This is a genomic window from Enterococcus sp. DIV2384 (assembly GCF_050534975.1).
GTDB lineage: Bacteria > Bacillota > Bacilli > Lactobacillales > Enterococcaceae > Enterococcus > Enterococcus faecalis.
The window spans coordinates 737015-755532 of sequence record NZ_CP172905.1; the positions used below are offsets into that span (position 1 = coordinate 737015).

The 18518-nt window shown below is 36.4% G+C and carries 24 protein-coding genes, 1 tRNA gene, 1 pseudogene and 1 other annotated feature; of the genes and pseudogenes, 20 read left to right on the forward strand and 6 right to left on the reverse strand.

Annotation, left to right across the window (positions count from 1 at the left end; translation table 11 throughout):
- Positions 1–130 precede the first annotated feature (130 nt).
- Positions 131–955 carry a maltose 6'-phosphate phosphatase gene (gene mapP / locus IGK54_RS03535; protein ID WP_002390386.1) on the forward strand — a complete coding sequence of 275 codons (825 nt, stop codon included), beginning with the start codon at positions 131–133 and terminating at the stop codon, positions 953–955.
- Between the two features lie 59 nt (positions 956–1014).
- Here mapP and proC read toward each other — a convergent pair whose 3' ends face one another.
- On the reverse strand, positions 1015–1830 hold the full coding sequence (gene proC / locus IGK54_RS03540; RefSeq protein WP_425135954.1) for a pyrroline-5-carboxylate reductase: 816 nt from the start codon (positions 1828–1830) through the stop codon (positions 1015–1017).
- Between the two features lie 126 nt (positions 1831–1956).
- Between proC and IGK54_RS03545 the strand changes: the two genes are divergently transcribed.
- From IGK54_RS03545 to IGK54_RS03555, 3 genes are read left to right on the forward strand one after another with little or no spacing between them, the layout of a single operon-like run.
- A complete protein-coding gene (locus IGK54_RS03545) occupies positions 1957–2919 on the forward strand; it encodes a helix-turn-helix domain-containing protein (protein ID WP_010777464.1) in 963 nt (320 codons plus the stop codon).
- Positions 2900–3199, forward strand: a complete 300-nt coding sequence (locus tag IGK54_RS03550; RefSeq protein WP_002358867.1) for a hypothetical protein — start codon at positions 2900–2902, stop codon at positions 3197–3199. Before IGK54_RS03545 ends, IGK54_RS03550 begins: the two co-directional genes overlap by 20 nt.
- The gene (locus tag IGK54_RS03555) at positions 3192–3506 is read left to right on the forward strand and encodes a nucleotide pyrophosphohydrolase (protein WP_002363321.1); all 315 of its coding nucleotides are present in this window, start codon (positions 3192–3194) and stop codon (positions 3504–3506) included. The genes IGK54_RS03550 and IGK54_RS03555 overlap by 8 nt, the downstream gene beginning before the upstream one ends.
- Before the next feature lie 159 nt (positions 3507–3665).
- Here IGK54_RS03555 and IGK54_RS03560 read toward each other — a convergent pair whose 3' ends face one another.
- The 3 genes from IGK54_RS03560 to IGK54_RS03570 are packed head-to-tail and all read right to left on the reverse strand — an operon-like array spanning position 3666 to position 5176.
- On the reverse strand, positions 3666–4346 hold the full coding sequence (locus IGK54_RS03560) for a peptide ABC transporter permease (RefSeq protein ID WP_002390384.1): 681 nt from the start codon (positions 4344–4346) through the stop codon (positions 3666–3668).
- Between the two features lie 37 nt (positions 4347–4383).
- On the reverse strand, positions 4384–5025 hold the full coding sequence (locus tag IGK54_RS03565) for an ATP-binding cassette domain-containing protein (RefSeq protein WP_002385078.1): 642 nt from the start codon (positions 5023–5025) through the stop codon (positions 4384–4386).
- A gap of 1 nt (position 5026) precedes the next feature.
- Positions 5027–5176, reverse strand: coding sequence for a hypothetical protein (locus IGK54_RS03570; RefSeq protein ID WP_002383384.1), 150 nt, complete (start codon positions 5174–5176; stop codon positions 5027–5029).
- Between the two features lie 348 nt (positions 5177–5524).
- On the opposite strand from IGK54_RS03570, the pseudogene IGK54_RS03575 reads away from it, so the two are divergent.
- The 3 genes and pseudogenes from IGK54_RS03575 to IGK54_RS03585 all read left to right on the forward strand — a co-directional run.
- A pseudogene (locus tag IGK54_RS03575) lies at positions 5525–5725 on the forward strand (MerR family transcriptional regulator); the annotation flags it as partial.
- Between the two features lie 144 nt (positions 5726–5869).
- A complete protein-coding gene (locus IGK54_RS03580) occupies positions 5870–6301 on the forward strand; it encodes a VOC family protein (RefSeq protein ID WP_002368197.1) in 432 nt (143 codons plus the stop codon).
- Between the two features lie 241 nt (positions 6302–6542).
- Positions 6543–8198: a TPM domain-containing protein gene (locus tag IGK54_RS03585; protein ID WP_430603206.1), complete on the forward strand. Its 1656-nt coding sequence runs from the start codon at positions 6543–6545 to the stop codon at positions 8196–8198.
- A gap of 323 nt (positions 8199–8521) precedes the next feature.
- Here IGK54_RS03585 and IGK54_RS03590 read toward each other — a convergent pair.
- Positions 8522–8595, reverse strand: a tRNA-Arg gene (locus tag IGK54_RS03590).
- Between the two features lie 172 nt (positions 8596–8767).
- Positions 8768–8843 (forward strand) — a sequence feature (ribosomal protein L21 leader region).
- Positions 8844–8862: 19 nt separating this feature from the next.
- Here IGK54_RS03590 and rplU point away from each other — a divergent pair.
- The 4 genes from rplU to psiE all read left to right on the forward strand — a co-directional run bounded on the left by rplU (position 8863) and on the right by psiE (position 10500).
- The gene (gene rplU, locus IGK54_RS03595) at positions 8863–9171 is read left to right on the forward strand and encodes a 50S ribosomal protein L21 (RefSeq protein ID WP_002355866.1); all 309 of its coding nucleotides are present in this window, start codon (positions 8863–8865) and stop codon (positions 9169–9171) included.
- 32 nt (positions 9172–9203) lie between these two features.
- Entirely contained in the window at positions 9204–9548 is a 345-nt protein-coding gene (locus IGK54_RS03600) for a ribosomal-processing cysteine protease Prp (protein WP_002355867.1), read from the forward strand.
- 12 nt (positions 9549–9560) lie between these two features.
- Positions 9561–9848, forward strand: a complete 288-nt coding sequence (gene rpmA / locus IGK54_RS03605; protein ID WP_002355868.1) for a 50S ribosomal protein L27 — start codon at positions 9561–9563, stop codon at positions 9846–9848.
- A gap of 199 nt (positions 9849–10047) precedes the next feature.
- The gene (gene psiE / locus IGK54_RS03610; RefSeq protein ID WP_002395766.1) at positions 10048–10500 is read left to right on the forward strand and encodes a phosphate-starvation-inducible protein PsiE; all 453 of its coding nucleotides are present in this window, start codon (positions 10048–10050) and stop codon (positions 10498–10500) included.
- Positions 10501–10570: 70 nt separating this feature from the next.
- On the opposite strand, the gene IGK54_RS03615 is transcribed toward psiE, so the two are convergent.
- Positions 10571–11386 carry a metallophosphoesterase gene (locus IGK54_RS03615; protein WP_002355870.1) on the reverse strand — a complete coding sequence of 272 codons (816 nt, stop codon included), beginning with the start codon at positions 11384–11386 and terminating at the stop codon, positions 10571–10573.
- A gap of 171 nt (positions 11387–11557) precedes the next feature.
- Between IGK54_RS03615 and IGK54_RS03620 the strand changes: the two genes are divergently transcribed.
- The 9 genes from IGK54_RS03620 (at position 11558) to IGK54_RS03660 (ending at position 18412) form a co-directional block, all read left to right on the forward strand.
- Positions 11558–12622: a M24 family metallopeptidase gene (locus IGK54_RS03620; RefSeq protein ID WP_142957263.1), complete on the forward strand. Its 1065-nt coding sequence runs from the start codon at positions 11558–11560 to the stop codon at positions 12620–12622.
- A gap of 13 nt (positions 12623–12635) precedes the next feature.
- Positions 12636–12956 carry a MazG nucleotide pyrophosphohydrolase domain-containing protein gene (locus IGK54_RS03625; RefSeq protein WP_002355872.1) on the forward strand — a complete coding sequence of 107 codons (321 nt, stop codon included), beginning with the start codon at positions 12636–12638 and terminating at the stop codon, positions 12954–12956.
- Positions 12957–13288: 332 nt separating this feature from the next.
- Positions 13289–13720, forward strand: coding sequence for an Asp23/Gls24 family envelope stress response protein (locus IGK54_RS03630; RefSeq protein WP_116495216.1), 432 nt, complete (start codon positions 13289–13291; stop codon positions 13718–13720).
- Positions 13713–14165 carry a transcription antitermination factor NusB gene (gene nusB / locus IGK54_RS03635; protein ID WP_002355875.1) on the forward strand — a complete coding sequence of 151 codons (453 nt, stop codon included), beginning with the start codon at positions 13713–13715 and terminating at the stop codon, positions 14163–14165. The genes IGK54_RS03630 and nusB overlap by 8 nt, the downstream gene beginning before the upstream one ends.
- 103 nt (positions 14166–14268) lie before the next feature.
- The gene (locus IGK54_RS03640; RefSeq protein WP_002355876.1) at positions 14269–15114 is read left to right on the forward strand and encodes a bifunctional methylenetetrahydrofolate dehydrogenase/methenyltetrahydrofolate cyclohydrolase; all 846 of its coding nucleotides are present in this window, start codon (positions 14269–14271) and stop codon (positions 15112–15114) included.
- A 9-nt stretch (positions 15115–15123) separates the two neighbouring features.
- Positions 15124–16470 (forward strand): exodeoxyribonuclease VII large subunit, encoded by a 1347-nt coding sequence (gene xseA, locus IGK54_RS03645; protein WP_002355877.1) that lies wholly within the window; start codon positions 15124–15126, stop codon positions 16468–16470.
- A 1-nt stretch (position 16471) separates the two neighbouring features.
- The gene (locus tag IGK54_RS03650) at positions 16472–16702 is read left to right on the forward strand and encodes an exodeoxyribonuclease VII small subunit (protein WP_002395761.1); all 231 of its coding nucleotides are present in this window, start codon (positions 16472–16474) and stop codon (positions 16700–16702) included.
- Positions 16702–17583 carry a polyprenyl synthetase family protein gene (locus IGK54_RS03655; RefSeq protein ID WP_002355879.1) on the forward strand — a complete coding sequence of 294 codons (882 nt, stop codon included), beginning with the start codon at positions 16702–16704 and terminating at the stop codon, positions 17581–17583. Before IGK54_RS03650 ends, IGK54_RS03655 begins: the two co-directional genes overlap by 1 nt.
- Before the next feature lie 13 nt (positions 17584–17596).
- On the forward strand, positions 17597–18412 hold the full coding sequence (locus IGK54_RS03660; RefSeq protein ID WP_141417206.1) for a TlyA family RNA methyltransferase: 816 nt from the start codon (positions 17597–17599) through the stop codon (positions 18410–18412).
- The last annotated feature ends 106 nt before the right edge of the window (positions 18413–18518 follow it).

The window sequence follows — 18518 nt, forward strand, 5'->3', positions numbered from 1 at the left end:
TAATTTCGGCTTATTTCCGAAGGAGTTGGTTCTGTTCCCGCCGTTTATCAGGTTTTGCGCGTGAAGCAAAAATCCAAAGTGATTTTTGTCCCACTCACAGACCTAATAACATGTAAGAGAAGGGGAAAAGATGAATCTTTTAACAATCAATACTCATAGCTGGTTAGAAGAAGAACCATTAAAAAAATTAGAGGAGATTGCCAAGGTGATTTTATCTTCTGAAAGTGAAATAATTGCCTTACAAGAAGTGAATCAGAAAGTCGCTTCCAAGAAAGTGCCGTTAGAACAGTTAACTACTTTTTGTCCCATAGCGACCCAAACGCCGATCCATGAAGATAATTTTGCATATCTAATCGTTCAATATCTAGCTGAAAAAGGCCAAAACTATTATTGGAGTTGGGAAATGAGCCACATTGGTTATGCTATTTATGAAGAAGGGAACGCACTACTTTCGAAATGTCCGTTGACTAGTGAAGCTCTCCTTATTTCAGAAAGCCAAGAACCAACGAATTATCGAACAAGAAAAATCTTAGTAGCGGAGACAGAGAGTTCAAAAGGTACGCTTACTGTTGTCTCTGGCCACTTTTCTTGGTGGGAAACACCCTGTACAGGTTTTGCCTATGAATGGCTACAATTAGAGAAATACTTAGCGACGGGGCAACAACCGTTAGTCATTTTAGGCGATTTAAACAACCCAGCTGGTACAACTGGCTATCAATTAGTGGAAAATAGTTACTTGCCGATTCAAGATGCATTTGTTGTAGCGGAAGAGACAAGCGGTGAAGCGACAGTAGAGAAAAAAATAGATGGCTGGGAAGAAAATGAAGCAGCCTTGCGGATTGACTACGCATTTGTTCCAAAACAGTGGCACGTACGAAAATATGAAGTAATTTTTGATGGTAGGAAAACACCGATAGTCAGTGATCATTTTGGCTTACTCATTCAACTAAAATAAGAAAAAGCGCTGAATTTTCAGCGCTTTTTCTTATTTATTCGCTCATGTAATTATTCTTATCAGTCTTGTTTGGCTAATTCTTGATCCCGAAGGATGGTGGCCTCAATCCCTTTGATGACTGTTGAAATAAACGCATTGTTTTCTAATTCGACAATCCCAGCAACCGTGGTTCCACCAGGAGAACTGACTTGGTCGATTAAAGTCCAAGGATTCTCTGTGCTATTTGCCAAAGTTTGAGCGCTGCCTAGTACAGCTTGTGTGGCAATTTCTAAGGCCAACTCTTTGTTCATACCATTTTTAACGGCTGCTCGGGCAATCGAATCAATAAATAAGAAAGCATACGCAGGAGTGCTACCTGCAATAGCAGTAAAAATCGAAAAATACTGTTCCTCTAATTCCCAGGCTTGGCCAACTGCTCGAAACAACGATAAAACAGTCTGGATGTCTTCAGGGGATGCAAAAGCGTTACCACAGACAGCTGCTGCACCCGCGCCAATCAATGCATTCATATTGGGCATCACACGAACAAGACGAAGCGGTTGGGTAGTCTCAAACAGTTGATACAATTCTGCAATAGTCGTACCTGCTGCAATGGAAACAATTAACGGTTGCTTGTCTAAAATTGCTTCTTTTGCTTCAAGTAAAGCCGCTTGAACGAATTGCGGTTTCACTGCTAAAATAACTAAGTCAGCTACTGCAATAGCTTCTTGAGGCAAAGCAACCGCGTGTGCACCAATTTCTTGTGCAAAAGCGGCGGTTTTTTCGACTTGAATATCATAAAAATAAAGGTTTTCTGCGGCAATAAATTGCTTTTTTAGCGCACCTTTGGCAATAGCGGATGCCATATTTCCAGCACCGATAAAACTAATTTTCATAAAAAATTCCTCCTAAAAACTGTTGAATCTCTTTTTTCGTGTTACCATGTATCTAGTATAGAAGGAAACGCCAAAGAAAAAAATAGAGGGAGTAAAGTAAAAAGTGTTGGATTATGAGGTGATTAATTGGCAAGCAAAGAAGAGCAATATGCAGCATTTTATCAGTTTTTAGAGACCTTAGATTGTTATTTAACCACTACCAATGCTCTTGAGAATGAAGTAGCGCAATTTAAGGAAAATCCGCATCGAGAAATTGCGGGCTTTATGTTGGCATCTTCGGAAACCATTGACGTTCCGAAAGGATTTATTCGGATGCTCTATTGTTTAGAGCAAGACGGCTATGCTTATTTGGATCAACAAAGGTGTTCGTTTTCGGCTGGTCAAGTCATGATTGTCAATGAGGCCACCTCGGTTAGCTATCAGGGGCAAGGAATGTCTATGATTATATTTTATTTTAAAAAGCACTATTTTCTTGATACGCTCTTAAATCAGCTGGCGGAAGAACCAGTCATGTATCGTTTTTTTACAGAAATTGCTAGCAGTGAATTTGAAAACATTCCTCGATATTTCGTTTTTGCCAGCCAGCCAAATTCGGATGTCCACGTCTATTCGCTATTATTACTGAAACAAATTGTGAAAATGGCCTATTTTAATAATAAAGTGACCAAAGCGGCCTTTGTTTTGCTAGTGGTGGAACTAGGTCAACTGCCTAGAGAAGCTTTAAAGATGCAAGATAATTATTTGTCGAATCATCAACGTGTTGAGGTGATTTTAGCGTATATTGAGCAACAGATTGCGCATGTCACTTTAGCAGAAGTCGCCGCTAAATTTCATTTTCATCCGAATTACTTATCGAATTTTTTAAAAGACAAAACAAACAAAACGTTTACGGAAATTGTCTTAGCCTACAGAATCCAATTGGCGAAAAACTACTTGAAGCAAACAGATTTATCGATTCAAACGATTGTTGAACGAATCGGCTATCAAGACAAAGCCTTTTTTTATAAACGTTTTAAAGAAGAAATGGGCATGACCCCAAAACAATATCGACAGAAAGAAGGAATGGCAGATGTACGAAGAAGTCTTTGAAGAATTTCAGTTAACTGTAGTAGAATTACCAATCGAATTCGTTGATGATTTGCCTGTCTATCGCGGACACTTAAAAGAATTAACGTTTCTTTCAGCGGAAGCCTCTTCACGAAAAAAACTTTACCAACAGCTTTTACAGGCTTATTTGTTGTATAGAGAAGAGAATCAAGCAGTTGTTGAAGAGGAAGAAATAACCTCCTCATTATTGTCTACAGAACAGTTATTAAAATACTATGATGGTGAAACGTTCGATGGGTTTCAGTTGCCATCAAATGAATAAGAAAGCAGGGGAACAAATGGATACAATGGCAAAAATTAATCAATTTCGTGATGAAAGAAATTGGCGCCCCCACCATAATGAAAAAGATTTGGCGCTCTCAATTTGTTTAGAAGCAGCAGAATTGTTAGAACTTTTTCAATGGAAAACAGCAGAAGAAGGCATCAAACAAGAAGAACGAATCAAAGAAGAATTGGCTGATGTTCTCATTTACTCCTACATGATGGCTGATAATTTAGGGTTTGATTTGGACGAAATTATCGAAGAAAAGTTGAAGAAAAATGCGGTGAAATATCCAGTGCCACACTAAGAAGCTTGTATTTTGATTACACGCCCCAAAGTTTAGAAAAATATCAGTTTGGGGCGTATCAAAATTGATGCTTTTTTAGTTTCAACTAGTTGTATTTTATTTGATTTAATCTATTGTCTCGAATAAGTAGATGAATCCTATCTGCGAAGTGGGTGTCGTTTATATTCCTAGTCTTAGCCAACGTTTATTATTTACCCTTGCAATAGCCAGCGCGATGATTGTTAGAACTATAATATACAAGATAATCAATAAATTGTGGTCAAAACTAATTGAGTTTTCTGAGCCTTCTAAAAAATTCTGGACGTTTAGATATAATTCGTTTGAAGCATCAAATATTGCAAAAAAACGTAAAAATCCACCAACTGCAACAAAAAGTACTGTTGTAATCCAATAGAGTATGCTAAAACCGATAGATAAAAGAACGTTAGCAGATAAAAAACTGATCAACGCAACAATTAAAATATACTGAATTGAAATCATCGATAATAAAAAAAACATTTGTAGAATTACAGAAAAATCCATAAAAATAAAGGAAACGATAAATAACAGAACTAGAATACTGCCTAGGGTCTCTACCGTAAGTGTCAAAACTTTTTTTATATAAAAAGTAAGGCTATTGGTATTCATCATACGATAAAATAAAATTGTTTTTCCTGAGTACTCTTTATTAATAAAGAAAGAGACTAGAAACGAAAACATTAGAAAGCCAAATTGTGTAAATACAGTATATGTACTAAATAAGTATTCTCGGTAACTTAACCTAGTTACTTTATCGATGCCAATAGGTAGAATCCATCCCATTGCAAAGATTGCAACGATAATTGCAATTAAAATAATCATTATTTTGTTGGAAATCGTTTTTTTTAATTCCAAAATTTCACCCCTCAATATACTTCTGAATAACTTCAGTTTGATTAGTAAAACGAATCATTTTGAAATCTTCAATTAAGTAATAGTTGCCTTTTAAATTTTTTAAATCTGATAAATTGTGTGTGATGTTTAGAATAATTTTTTTAGGATGATTTTTTATATATGCAAGTAGAAATAGATAGATTTCATTAATTGTCTGTTTATCTAAGGCGTTGGTAATTTCATCTAATACAATAATTGATTTATCTTCCAGAAAAAAAGAAAGTAATTTTAGTTTTTGTTTTTGTCCATCACTTAATTGTCCAATTAAGGAAGTTTTAGAAATATTTGTAGCGTGCAAAGAATGAGCCAAGTGTGCGACTGAATCTAAACCAAATCTTTTCTCTAGAAGAATAAATAATTCGCAGACTTTTAAATCGTTAGGGACATTAGAAAAGCTTGAAATAATCGTAACATTTTTACTTATTTCAGAAGGGATTAAACCACTTCGGTTTAACAATAAATCCTTAGCAAATTGTGATTTCCCTACACCGTTTTTCCCTAAGATATGATTAATCACCCCTTTTCTAAATGAAACTTTTGTATGTTCTAAAAGTAATTTATTATTTATTTTCAATGTGTAATCATTTAGTTCTAACAACTTAGTCACCTCACACAAACCAACTAATGACTGTTTCAATGACCAATAACAAACTAATTGCTTGTATTAGCTTTACAATCAAGTGATTTTTTCTTTTATTTTCTAATTCATCTACACTGAATAACGTGATTAAAACTTTATAACCATCAGAGTTTAACACAGGAACTAGATTCCATAACAACGCATATGAAAAAAAAATGAATGAACTGTCGAGTATTTTATTTTTTAAAAATAAGAGATTGATGACCTGAATAAAGTTAATGGTTAGATGATTTCATTTCGATTGCCTTTTAGTAAATTAAAGATTATAAAACTCTAATTTTAAGAAGGTATACTAATCGTATCAACTGTTTTGGTAAATGTAAAGGAGATTTTTAGAAAATAACAAGAGAAAGATCACGGGAATATCCAAATAAAATAGAAATGTATGAATAGAAACTTTTTCATTGACTTTCACATGGTGTCAAGGTTTATGATAAGAATATCAATTGAATGAAAAGGAGACTCTATGTATCAAATTGGGCAATTTGCCAAGTTAATGGATATTTCCCCACGGATGCTGCGTCATTATGAAAAAGCAGGAATTTTTGTTCCAAATGAAATTGATAAAAAAACAGGATATCGCTATTATAGCGCACATCAAATTCCTTTATTGAAACAAATTTTACTGTTAAGAGATTCAGGGTTTAAAGTTGAAGAGATGGCGGAAACTTTGAGAAAACTTAAGGATGCTTCTTTTTTGGAAACTATTTTGTTAAGAAAACGAGATCAATCGCGACATTTAATTCAAATGGAGGAGCAAAAGATTAAAAAAATTAATCAACAGTTAGTAGCTTTGAAGGAGGAAAAACAAATGATTAAAGGGACAGAAATCGATTTTATTGTTAGTGATAGCCTTAAGGCGCTTGCCTTATATAAAAAGGTGTTTGAAATAGAGGTAGTAGAAGCAACTGAGTACCCTGTCGGAATGAATGAAGCGGTTTTTCAACTTTATGGCACGAGGTTTCACATGTTAGATGCCAATGAAGAATATGGTTTAAAATCACCAACCCAAGAACATCCCAATACTATCTGGTTTAATATAACAGTAGAAAATATTGAAGAGACACATCAACTGGCAATGGAAAACGGTTGTCAAGAAGTACAGCCTATTACTGAAATGATGGAAGGAGCGCTCAAAAATTCATTGTTTATTGATCCGTATGGGTACATGTGGATGCTCCACCAAATCTATCAAGAGTTGAGTTTTGATGAGCGGATTGAGATTTTAGAAAACGAGCTGTAAAAATCAATATTCTTGTATTTGTTTAACTAGTTATCTGAAAAGAACGTAACGTTTGTCAACTAAGCGTTACGTTCTTTTTTATGCGTGTTAACAGAAATTAGTTAAAAAGATAGAGATTTGAACGTCTATATTCGGTATACTAACTATTAAGAAAATAAATTTTTAATACAAAAAAATTTATTTAGCTCTGTGGAAAATCAGAGCTAGAACATTCGGTAGGAGTGGAAGGGAGAAAAAATCAGTGTATGGGAAAAACAAAGTAGGGATAGAATTACAAATTAGCGTGGGGGAGTATCGAAAAATAAAAGTAAAAAGTATTGTAATGAAGAATTTAGTTTATCTAGCTGTTCTTTTAATAGGGATCTATTTGGGTATGAGTTTCTTAAAACGATTTGAAAGGACTTATTCAGCTCCAACAGACGATGTCGTAGTAAAAATTAATCAAAATCATCTTTTTGTTTCAGATAATGCACAAATTTTGAACGAAGAAGTCATTAATAATGTACAAAAAATTAATCAAGAACTTAGTAAGACGGAAACGAAACCACAACTAATGGTTATCACAGTTGAGCAAGTTCCTGAAAATGAAACGATTGAAAGTTTTACTAATCAAATAGGTAATAAATTAGGTATCGGAAATAAACTTTATAATAATGGAGTGATTTACTTAGTATCTGTGAAAGACAGGCAAGCAAGACTTGAAGTAGGCTATGGGCTTGAAGAGATAATCCCAGATAGTTTAACCGACGAAATAACAGATAGTACCGTGAAAGATTTTTATAAATTAAAGGATTTTAATGCAGGAATACATATTGTCACCACTCGAATTAAGGAACTACTTACTACTGATACTATGTCTAAAACGACCTCGCTACCTAAGATTAGTTTTTTGCAGAAAATTTGGTTATATTTATTAGGAATAGGAAGGTCGTTAAAGCCTTGGCTAATTATAGTTTTTATTATTGTTATGTTGTATTTTTTATGGGAATTACGTAATGCGGGGAAAGAACTTAGTGCCCGCTTGGCTCTAGTTGACATGGCAAATCGCTATAAGGAAGATGTAGCTATGTTTTATAATGGCGGTATTTCCTCTAAGGCAATTGTTTTAGGAGAACAATCAGTTGAATTTAAAGCTGCCAAGGCGCGTTTGGAGAAAAATATTTTATATCCTGAAAATTCGAAAAAAGAGATAATAATTCCCGCATACTATGATATGGATTTTGCATTTGGCGAGGTGACACCAAAGAAATTTATTTATAATTATGTTGCACAGTGGAAAGATTTAAGAAGCTCTTCTATGTGTGCTTGTTTTTGGAAGGTGAATCAACCATGGATCTACTTACCGTGTTTTTGGATAGGTGAAGTATATTGGGAAAAAGTTCCAGAAACGAAACTGCCTGCGTGTCGGATTAGTGGAATTAATGATAACTTAATATCTGCTTACCTAAAAATTATTTTGTTTCCTCTTTCGATTTTATTAAAACATCCTTTTTTGGTATCCGTGACTCTGATTATTTATGTTCAAGTTAGTTTATCAGAGCAGTCGTTTCCTTCGACAGTTTTCACACTAATCACAGAGATTCTGACATTTTTAGAAGACGAAGACTCTTTAGTACCCATGGTTAGTCTGGTCTATTTTTTGATTCCGGTCTTTTTCTTATTTGGTTATATAAAATCAATAGGTGTTGGCTTACAAAATAGATTGCACCTGGATTCTATAATCCGTAGGTTTTTAAAAGATATCCAGCAAGTAAGTTCAGAAAAATCAAAATCATTAAAACAATTAGCAAACGATTTAGACAACCAGCAATATAAAATTGAAAAAAATTATTGCGGAAAAAAATTAGAGAAAAAAAGATTACCAACAAAAAAGCTTCAAAATCCTTCTACCCGATAAGATTTATTAAGACTACGCATCCTGAATACTATGATATGCGTTTTGCTTATGGAAATGTGTCTATTGCTAAATTTCTAGCAAGTTCACGTTCTGACAGGCAACTAAAAAAGACTAGTATGTATGCGAATCGTCATGATTGGTGGGTTACAAGCAACGAGGGTTCTTCTGATGATGGCTCCAGTGACAGTTTCGGAGGTGGTAGTTTTGGTGGAGGTGGAGGTACTTCAAGTTGGTAGAAAGTTAAACTAGGTTAGGATGAACTTGGAATAACAAAAGCGCCTCTTAGAAACCCTTGTTTCTAAGAGGCGCTTTTGTTATCGTTACGTCACAGGAGGGATTCGAACCCCCGACCGTCCGCTTAGAAGGCGGATGCTCTATCCTGCTGAGCTACTATGACAATAGTTGTAACACAACAAAGCTAATTATAATGGAAGTAGTGTTAGAAAGTCAATCGGAAATTTAAATAACAGAAGAAGTTTTTTTGGAGAGAGAAAGTGAAGAAAATATAGAGTTTATATTGACGAGGTTTTCTGGTTCTGTTATTATAGTTAGTGTTGTAATTGTGGTCTCCACAGCTACAACCGCACAGAACAAGTTTTTAAGCATGAGCAATCATCACTTGGGATGGCGAGTCTAAGTCTAGAAGAAGGAGGTGCTGTATAGCATGTACGCAATTATCAAAACTGGTGGTAAACAAGTGAAAGTTGAAGTAGGTCAAGCAATCTACGTTGAAAAATTAAACGTTGAGGCTGGCGAGAAAGTTGTTTTTGACGAAGTTATCTTAGTAGGTGGCGAATCTACAAAAGTTGGTGCGCCAACTGTTGCAGGCGCAACTGTTGAAGGAACTGTTGAAAAACACGGCAAACAAAAGAAAGTCGTGACTTTCCAATACAAACCTAAAAAACACTCTCACCGTAAACAAGGTCACCGTCAACCGTATACAAAAGTTATGATCGAAGCAATCAACGCTTAATCTCTCTTGTTGACAGGAAAGAAGGCCTATCAATGATTAAAGGTTCTTTTAAACGAACAGGCTCCGGCCGAATCGTTTCATTCGAATTAACCGGGCATGCTGAAGCAGGTCCTTATGGCAGCGATGTGGTTTGCGCGGCAGTTTCTGCCTTAGCAATTAGCACAGTCAATGGGATTGATGCCTTAGCAGGTTTTGAACCGATTGTGGAAGTTGACGATGTAGAAGGTGGCTACCTTTATGTCGAGATGTTAACAACTGTCAATCAGGAACAAAAAAATATTGCCCAAATTCTATTAGAAAATCTTTTATTAGGTTTACAATCAATAGAGAACGAAAATACTGAATTTATTCAAATAAAAACAATCACTGAGAAATAGGAGGTGCAGACTATGTTATTGACTATGAATTTACAATTATTTGCCCATAAAAAAGGTGGCGGTTCTACATCAAACGGCCGTGACTCTGAATCTAAACGATTAGGCGCTAAAAGTGCTGATGGCCAAACAGTTACAGGTGGTTCAATTTTATACCGTCAACGCGGAACTAAAATTTATCCAGGTGTGAACGTTGGAATCGGTGGCGACGATACGTTATTTGCAAAAGTTGACGGTGTGGTACGTTTCGAACGTAAAGGCCGCGACAAAAAACAAGTATCAGTTTATCCAGTAGCTAACTAATACGATTAAAAAGCTGAATCTGCGGATTCAGCTTTTTTTGTCTTGCATAAAGGGTTAGCCGGAAAATAAAGAAACATCTCAAAATAAAAAAAATCTCACATTGGGTTTAACTGCTTGTCTGACAAGGTTAATTGATGATATATTTAATGTAATAACAAGCATGTTATAAAATAATTGAGTCAAAAGAAAGAAGGGTATTATGCAGAAGAATTTTAGTGTAGTAAAGAAGTACGTGAATTTGATTTTGGATATTGTATTAGGGATTTTAGGAGTTTTCTTATTAGTATTTATGGCTAGTTATTTAGTTGACCTCGCTACATATCTCATGAAGCCAATGACGCCGGATAATTTTTCAGTTATCATGCAAGAAATTATTTCATTCTTTATGTTATTTGAGTTTATTATGATGATTCTTCGCTATATTCAAGAAGGACACCATATTCCGATTCGTTATTTGATTTTAATTTGTTTAACCGCAATTTTACGTCAATTAATGGTTGCACATGGCGATGGCTTGCAGACTTTATTGTTATCTTTATCAATTCTTTTACTAGTGGTGGTGCTATTTATTCTCGGGTTAAATGGCAGCAAATTTTATACGCTAGGAAAAGCGAAAATAGAAGAAGATCACGAGCAAGATTTTCATCATTAATCGAACATAATCAAAGACCGTCCAACGTGAGAATTTTTCTCTAACGTGGGGCGGTCTTTTTAATGCATAGTTAAATAGTTAACTCAATCAGTTCAATCGTTGGTAAGACACCAAAGCGTGCGCTGATTTTAGTGGTTCCGATTCCTGGGTGAACAATTAGCGGCGTTTCATCTTCTAAATGATAAAGCCCATGTGTATATTTTTTAGCAAGCTGATTTTTGTAAGTGAAAAAAGGCAAGCGAATCTGTCCGCCGTGACTATGTCCTGCTAAAATGAGGTCAATGTTTTTGTTGACTGCTGAGTCTGCGACATCTGGCTCATGGGTTAGTAGCAGAGTGGGCGTTCCAGTAGGGCGGTTGACTAAAGCTGCAGCTAAGTCGGTTTGTCCATATAACGAATCTTCTAAACCAGCGACGTACAAGGAGATGCGGTGTGAGACAGGCAGTAATTTGCCCGTGTTTTTTAGTACGGTAAAGTCGGCAGCTTCTAAGATTGTTTCGTAAAAATTGGTATCTAACCCGCTATACTCGTGGTTGCCATAAATAGCGAATTTGCCATAAGGGGCATTAATTTTACGGAAAAGTTGACTCACTTCATCCTGAATTTCGATACCGAAACGGGCATAATCATCAAATAAGTCTCCTGTAAAAACGACTATGTCTGGTTGTAATGTATTTGTTTTTTCAACAATCTGTTTTAAGGCCTTCACAGAATAATTCTTTTTTAAATGAATATCAGAGAGTTGAACAATCCGTAAGGTTTTCCCTGATTCTGTTACTTTAATTTGATTTTTGTGTATGACTAAGCAGTTAGGTTCAATAAAAAAACTATAGCTTAAAATGCCGATAATAATGAAAAATAGTGCCAGAAATAAATAAACGTTCATAATTTCCTCCTTGAAGTCGCTAAATTAGTTTACTACAAAAGTGTTAAGCAAAAAATAAGGAAAGGTAAAATTTTCAGTAAACTTTCTCGATGAAGTTTTTTGGTGATTCATGCTTTTCTGAAGCAAATTTGCTATAATGAAAAATGAGAAAAAAGAAAGAAGGTCGAACCAATGATGGCAAGAGTCGAAAAGTTACGGGAGTTAATGAAAGAAAATAATTTACAAGGATTTTTAGTGACAAGTCCGTATAATTTACGTTATTTAACCAATTTTACTGGGACAACAGGCTTGGCAATGATTACATTAGATAAAGCTTTTTTTGTAACGGATTTTCGTTATACGGAACAAGCTGCGGAACAAGCAACTGGTTTTACTATCGTTAAAAACACAGGACATATTTTTGACGAAGTAGCAGATTTAGCTGAACGTTTGCAATTAGATAATTTAGCTTTTGAAGAAACGCAAGTTAGTTTCGCTGATTATAGCTTATTGGAAGAAATTTTACCATGTGAATTAGTTCCTGTAATGGGTTTGATTGAAGAATTAAGAGAAGTGAAAGATGAAGAAGAAGTAGCGATTATTGAAAAAGCGTGTGCCATCGCGGATCAAGGATTTGCCTTTGTCTTAGAGATGATTAAACCTGGAATGACAGAGATTGAAGTGGCTAATCAATTAGATTTCTTCATGCGTTCAAAAGGAGCCAGTGGTGTTTCTTTTGAGACAATTGTGGCCAGCGGTCTACGTTCAGCGATGCCACATGGCGTTGCTAGCCATAAAGTCATCGAAAAAGGTGAGTTAATCACTTTAGATTTCGGTTGTTATTATGAAGGCTATGTTTCTGATATGACACGGACATTCGCTATTGGTAGTATTCAGCCAAAACTAAAAGAAATTTATGATATTGTTTTAGAAGCACAATTAAAAGTGTTAGCAGAAGCTAAACCTGGGTTGACGGGCATTCAATTAGATGCGATTGCACGGGATCATATTGCTTCCTATGGCTATGGTGATGCGTTTGGTCACAGCACTGGTCATGGCGTTGGGTTAGAAATTCATGAAGGACCAAATGTTTCATTCCGAGCAGATAAACAGTTTGTACCAGGGAATGTGATTACGGACGAACCTGGAATTTATTTGCCAGGAATTGGTGGCGTGCGTATTGAGGACGATTTATTGATTACTGCTGAAGGTAATCGTGTATTAACACATGCGCCAAAAGAATTAATCATTTTATAAAGGTTGGGAGAACATGGATATCCAAGAGTATCAGCGGTTTATTAGTGCGTTTTATAAAAAACGTAACTGGTATCAATATGATCCGTTTATTCGTTCCAACTTTTTAACAGAAGAAGTCGGCGAAGTTTGTCGGGCCATTCGGACAATTGAAATTGGCCGTGATCGACCGGATGAAACAGTTTTGGCGGATGAAGAGAATCTGGAAAATTTAACGGAAGAGTTAGGCGATGTGTTGGATAATTTATTTATTTTAGCCGATAAATATGACATCTCTTTAGAAATGATTATGCAAAAGCATCGGACGAAACTAATGGAACGTTATCCTGAAGAATAAAGACGTAAAAATAAGAAAGCCAAAATTACTTGGTCTTTCTTATTTTTACGTCTAAAGCCTTGAATTAGAAATTTATGACAAGAAATTATCTGTTCTTTTAGTCAGAACTTAGCTTTTCTGGTAGCGAAATAGGCTAATTAATGATAAACTAAGAACGAGTATTGATAAGCAAAATTTGGACGTTCTTTCACAACTAACTGAAGAAACCAGTGTTGTTTTAATTTTTAAGAATCATCCGTTGCTTAAAAGAGAATCCTTAAGAGACTTAGTGATTCATCAAATAAATCGTTTATTTAACGATTTTGTGCGTAATAGATAAGGAGGACAACCAAATGTCAGAAGAAAAAAATCTTGTAATCAATGCAAACGATTCTTTAGGAGAAATCGTGATCGCTCCTGAAGTCATTGAAGTAATTATCGGAATCGCTGCTTCAAAAGTAGAGGGCGTTTATGGGATGCGTGGCACGTTCGCCAATAATGTGAATGAATTATTAGGCCGTGCAGCACACGGCAAAGGTGTATATTTACGAGCAGAAGAAGAAGGCTTAAAAGTCGATATCTATTGTTACTTGAACTACGGTGTTTCTGTGCCAAAAGTTGCGTTAGAAATGCAAGACCGTGTGAAACAACAAGTCTTATTTATGACAGATATTGATTTAGTTGAAGTGAATATTCATGTTGTGGCGGTAGTACCTGAAAAAATCCCTCAACCAGACTTAAATGAATTATTCCCAGAAGATGAAGATGGAGAAGAGAATGAGTAAAACAGAATTAACCCGTCACGAGATTCGTGAAAAAGCGCTCCAAGCCCTTTTTCCTTTAGATTTTAATGCTGATTTAACCAAACAAGATGCCATTGATTATGCATTGGCTTATGATAATCGGGAAATCGTTAGTGAAGATGGCGAAGACCTAGTCCCTACGTATTTAGATTTACTTGTCGGTGGTGTGTGTAGCCGCAAAGCAGAATTAGATGAAGTGATTACGAACCATTTAGGTAATAACTGGTCTATGCAACGCTTAGCAAAAATAGATATTGTTATTTTACGCTTAGCTATTTTTGAAATGCTATACGTTTCAGATGTGCCAAACATTGTGGCATTAAATGAAGCCGTTGAGTTAAGTAAAAAATACAGCGACGACCGTTCACGTAAATTTGTTAATGGTGTGTTATCAAATGTAATGAAAGAAATTGATTCAGAGGCGTAAGCTCTGAATCTTTTTTTACTATCTAACTGGTGTTAAGATACTGGGTTATATGCTAAAATAAATACTATTAAGGAAGTAAAGAAACAATAGAGGGAGCGAAGGAATGAGTACAGTAATTAACGGTCGTGAATTAGCAGATCAAATGCAAGCAGAGATTCAAAAAGATGTAGAAAAGATGACACAACAAGGCATCCAACCAGGATTAGTTGTTTTATTAGTTGGGGAAAATCCTGCCAGCCAAACGTATGTGAGAAATAAAGAACGTGCAGCAGCCAAAATTGGCATTCTGTCAAAGGTCGAAAAACTACCAGAAACTATTTCAGAAGAAGAATTATTGGCTGAGATTGACAAATATAATCAAGATTCACGCTTTCATGGCATTCTTGTACAATTACCTTTGCCAAAACATATTGATGAAGAAAAGATTTTATTAGCGATTGATCCCAAAAAAGATGTAGATGGGTTCCATCCAATGAATTTAGGCCGTTTGTTTGTAGGTAAACCTGAAATGATTCCTTGCACGCCGTATGGAATTATGAAGATGTTTGAAGCCTATGATATTGATTTAACAGGAAAACGTGCGGTGGTTATTGGTCGAAGTAATATTGTTGGCAAGCCAATGGCACAATTATTGTTAATGAAAAATGCGACCGTGACGATTGCCCATTCTAAAACTGAACATTTAGCAGAAGTTGCAAAAGAAGCGGATATTTTAGTTGTAGCAATTGGACGCGGGCATTTTGTCACCAAAGAGTTCGTGAAACCAGGTGCGGTAGTGATTGATGTGGGTATGAATCGCAATCAAGAAGGAAAACTGATTGGTGATGTAGCATTCGATGAAGTTTCTGAAATTGCAAGCTATATCACACCAGTTCCCAAAGGTGTTGGCCCAATGACGATTACCATGTTAATGTATCAAACAGTCGAGGCAGCAAAAAAACAAAAGTAAGGTGAAAAAATGACGCAACAGTATTTAACAGTAACAGCCTTAACGAAGTATTTAAAACGTAAATTTGATGCAGACCCTTACTTAGGACGTGTCTATTTAACAGGTGAAATTTCGAACTTTCGTTTCCGAGCGAACGCGCATCAGTACTTCAGTTTAAAAGATGACCATGCGAAGATTTCTGCAATTATGTTTAAATCAGCCTTTCAAAAATTGAAGTTTCAACCAAAAGAAGGCATGAAAGTCATGGTGGTGGGGCGGATTTCGCTTTATGAAAACAGCGGCTCCTATCAAATTTATATTGAACATATGGAACCAGATGGTGTAGGTGCACTTTATCAAGCATTGGCAGAATTAAGAGAAAAACTAGGAAAAGAAGGACTTTTTGAAGGGCCTAAACAACAGTTGCCTCGTTATCCCAAACGAATCGCTGTGGTTACAAGTCCTAGTGGTGCTGTCATTCGGGATATCATTACGACAGTCAAAAGACGGTATCCGATTGCACAACTGGTCCTTTTTCCAACCTTGGTCCAAGGCGAGCAGGCGGCGGATGACATTGTGCGGAACATTCAGCGAGCCGATGCGCAAGGCGATTTTGATACGATGATCATCGGCCGTGGCGGTGGTTCAATCGAGGATTTATGGCCATTTAATGAAGAAAAAGTGGCTCGAGCCATTCATGCTGCCACCACACCGATTATTTCATCGGTTGGTCACGAAACAGATGTGACAATTGCCGATATGGTAGCAGATGTTCGTGCAGCAACCCCAACGGCAGCAGCGGAACTAGCGGTACCAGTTTTAAATGAAGAACTATTAAGAATTAGTGAACGGCGTAGTCGTTTAGAACAAAGCTTTTTATATCTCTTACAACAACGAACAGAACGTTTCCAACGACTACAAAACTCTTATGTGTTTAAGCAACCTGAGCGGCTTTATGAAGGTCAAACGATTAAATTAGATCGAATGACGCAACGTCTTTTCCAAGCAATGACAACAATTCATCACCAAAAACAACGTCAAGCCCAAGGAATTATCGCTCAATTGCAACAACAGACACCAAAGGGACAATTAAGAGAAAGTCAGCAACAATTGGCATTTTTACAACGAAACTTGCAAACACAAATGACACAATTGTTCCTAAACAAACAAAAGCAATTCACGTCTGCTGTTCAACAATTAGACTTACTCAGCCCACTCAAAATTATGGGTCGAGGATATAGTTATACTACAAAAGAGGACCGTGTCGTTAAAACTGTTACCGAGTTACAGCCAGCAGATCAATTAACGATTCATTATGCTGACGGTACAGTTCAAGCAAACGTCGAAACAATAACAGCGAAAAAAGAGGAGTTTTAACATGCCAGCAAAAGAAAAAACGTTTGAAGAATCATTAAATGCCTTAGAAGAAATCGTTCAGCGCTTAGAACGAGGAGATGTTCCTTTGGAAGAAGCCTTAGCTGCCTTTCAAGAGGGCATGGCATTAAGTAAACAATGTCAAGATACATTGGAAAAAGCGGAAAAAACTTTAACGAAAATGATGACAGAAAACAATGAAGAAATTGTTTTTGAAGAGAGCGAGGAAGTGTAATGACGAATTTTAGTCAACAGCATTTACCGTTGGTTGAAAAAGTCATGGTCGATTTTATCGCAGAATATACTGAAAATGAGCGTTTGAAAGAAGCAATGCTCTACTCAATACACGCAGGTGGCAAACGATTACGCCCGCTATTAGTGTTAACAACAGTGGCCGCTTTTCAAAAAGAGATGGAAACGCAAGACTATCAAGTGGCTGCCTCTTTAGAGATGATTCATACGTATTCATTAATTCATGATGATTTACCAGCAATGGATGATGATGATTTACGTCGTGGCAAACCAACCAATCATAAAGTGTTTGGTGAAGCGACTGCCATTTTAGCAGGGGACGGCTTATTAACAGGTGCATTTCAGTTACTTTCTTTGAGTCAATTAGGCTTAAGTGAAAAAGTTTTACTTATGCAACAACTGGCAAAGGCAGCGGGGAATCAAGGCATGGTTGCCGGCCAAATGGGTGATATTGAAGGAGAAAAGGTTAGCTTGACTTTAGAAGAGTTAGCGGCTGTTCATGAAAAGAAAACCGGAGCGCTAATTGAATTCGCCTTAATTGCTGGGGGCGTATTAGCCAATCAAACAGAAGAAGTCATTGGTTTACTGACACAGTTTGCGCATCACTATGGCTTGGCTTTTCAAATTCGTGATGACTTATTAGATGCCACAAGTACAGAAGCAGATTTAGGTAAAAAAGTAGGCCGAGATGAAGCGTTGAATAAAAGTACGTATCCAGCTCTTTTAGGGATTGCCGGTGCGAAAGATGCGCTAACACATCAATTAGCAGAAGGCAGCGCTGTTTTAGAAAAAATCAAAGCAAATGTTCCCAACTTTTCAGAAGAACATTTAGCAAACTTGTTAACTCAGTTACAATTGAGATAGAAAGAAGGTACTTATGAAAAAAGAACGCATCGATGTCTTGGCGTTTAATCAAGGACTATTTGAAACACGAGAAAAAGCCAAACGTAGTGTGATGGCTGGTTTGGTTTACAATGATAAAAACGAACGTTTAGATAAACCAGGGGAAAAAATTTCTGTGGAGACACCCTTACATACTAAGGGCCAAGTAATGCCTTATGTTTCTCGTGGGGGCTTAAAACTAGAGAAGGCACTAAATGTTTTTGCAATCAACGTTCAAGGCAAAACAATGCTAGATATTGGTTCCTCCACAGGTGGTTTTACCGATGTTGCTTTACAAAATGGGGCTCGTTTGAGTTACGCTTTAGATGTTGGCTATAACCAACTAGCATGGAAAATTCGGCAAGATGAACGCGTGGTGGTAATGGAACGTACCAATTTTCGCTATAGTAAACCTGAAGATTTCACTGAAGGGGTGCCGGATATTGCAACGATTGATGTTTCCTTTATTTCGTTACGCTTAATTTTGCCACCTCTTCATGATATTTTGAAAAAAGGCGGTAGTGTGGTGGCGTTAATTAAGCCACAATTCGAAGCTGGCAAAGAGTTTGTTGGGAAAAAAGGAATCGTTCGTGATCCAGAAACCCATCAAATGGTTGTGGGGGAAATTACACGCTTTGCCATGAATAATGGTTATGATGTGAAAAACTTGGATTTTTCACCAATAACTGGTGGTGAAGGAAACATTGAATTTTTGGCACATTTAGTTTCTGTTGAGGGAGAAGGATCCTATCAAGCGACAGAATCCATTGAAGAAGTTGTCGCGCATGCGCATCAAAAATTAGCGGAATGATGAGAAAAGTTAGAAGAAAGAAGTGGACGCCTACGGGTGAAAGCTTCTTTTTTGTATAAATCTAGTAATTCATCTTTTAAAATGCATAAAAATAAGCTATGATGAG